The organism is Streptomyces glaucescens (assembly GCF_002154375.1).
Classification (GTDB): Bacteria; Actinomycetota; Actinomycetes; order Streptomycetales; family Streptomycetaceae; genus Streptomyces; species Streptomyces glaucescens.
Genome location: NZ_MUND01001040.1, coordinates 1 through 1,572 on the forward strand (window position 1 = coordinate 1; position 1,572 = coordinate 1,572).

The following is a 1,572-nucleotide window of genomic DNA, read 5'->3' on the forward strand; positions in this document are numbered from 1 at the left end:
CCCCAAGGGGTGTAGGCCCCAAGGGGTGTAGGCCCCAGGGGGTGTAGCTGCCTAGCGGCGCGCGCCGATGTGCAGCCGCACCGTGCCGTCCGGCGCCGGCTCGACGCGTACCTCGGTCAGGTCCCGGACCAGCGCGTCCGGGCGGTGGGCGGCGGCTCGGGGGCCGACGCCGACGACGCGCATGCCGGCCGCGCGGCCCGCGCCGATGCCCGCGCCGGAGTCCTCGAAGACGACGCAGTCGGCGGGGGCGATGCCCAGTTCGGCGGCGCCCTTGAGGAAGCCCTCGGGGTCGGGCTTGCTGGCGCCGACGGACTCGGCGGTGACGCGGACGTCGGGGAGGGGGAGGCCCGCGGCGGCCATGCGGGCCGTGGAGAGGGCCACGTCGGCCGATGTCACGAGGGCGTGCGGGAGGCCGCGCAGGGCGGCGAGGAAGGCGGGCGCGCCGGGGACCGGCACGACGCCGTCCAGGTCGGCGGTCTCCTCGGCGAGCATGCGCGCGTTGTCCGCGTGGTTCTGCTCCATCGGCCGGTGCGGCAGCAGGACGGCCATCGAGGCGTATCCCTGGCGGCCGTGGACCACCTTCATCACCTCGTCGCCGTCGAGTCCGTGCCGGTCGGCCCAGCGGCGCCAGATCCGCTCCACCACGGCGTCGGAGTTGACGAGGGTGCCGTCCATGTCGAGCAGGAGGGCGCGGGCGGTGAGCACGGTCGTGGCCGTCATCGGCAGCAGCTCCAAGATCGGGGGGAACAGAGCGGCCCCGCCCGCCGGTCAGGGAAAACGGGCGGGAGCCACTTTGTTTCTCCACGGTACAAAACAATTCCGGCATCCCGCCAGCGCCCCGGCGAAAACTTCATCCGCCGTTCAGATCGGGAGCGGAGGAACGGCGGCTCATCCGGCCACCGCCTCCCACAGGCTCCACACGCCCAGCAGCAGCATGACCACCGCCGCGACCTTGGTGATCAGCTTCAGCGGCACCCGCTTCATCAGGGCCTTTCCGCCGACGATGCCGAGCCCGGCCACTGCCCACAGCGCGAGCACCGCGCCCAGGCCGACGGAGAGCGGATCGTCGTAGCGGGCCGCGAGGTTCGCCGTCATGATCTGCGTGAGATCACCGAACTCGGCGACCAGGATCAGCATGAAGCCGGACCCGGCGACCTTCCAGAAGGACTGGTTCTCCGGCCTGCGGATCTCCTCCTCGTCCTCGTCCTTCTTCATCAGCAGCACCGCCGCGCCGCCCAGGAACAGCACACCGGTCAGCGCGTGCAGGATCTGCTGCGGCAGCAGGGTGAGCACACTGCCCGCCGCGACGGCGAGCGCGACGTGCAGCGCGAAGGCGGCGGCGACTCCGGCGAAGACGTAGGAGGCGCGGTAGCGGGTGCCGAGGACGAGACCGGCCAGTGCGGTCTTGTCGGGCAGCTCGGCGAGGAAGACGACGCCGAAGACGAGCGCCGTGACGGTCAGGCTGATCAAGGTTCCTCAATCGGTCGGGACTGCCCCCACCGAGAGGTTCGAGCCCTTGGCGGACGACACCTCGGCAAGGACAGCACACGGCACCCGTGCCGTGCGGCACGG

The 1,572-nt window shown here is 72.0% G+C and carries 2 protein-coding genes; both read right to left on the reverse strand.

Annotated features, from left to right (window positions below):
- Window positions 1-51: 51 nt before the first annotated feature.
- Complete coding sequence (locus CCN42_RS40410) at window positions 52-720, reverse strand: HAD-IA family hydrolase (RefSeq protein ID WP_211294911.1); 669 nt, start codon at window positions 718-720, stop codon at window positions 52-54.
- Between the two features lie 168 nt (window positions 721-888).
- On the reverse strand, window positions 889-1,470 hold the full coding sequence (locus CCN42_RS40415) for a TMEM165/GDT1 family protein (protein WP_086742055.1): 582 nt from the start codon (window positions 1,468-1,470) through the stop codon (window positions 889-891).
- Between the last annotated feature and the right edge of the window lie 102 nt (window positions 1,471-1,572).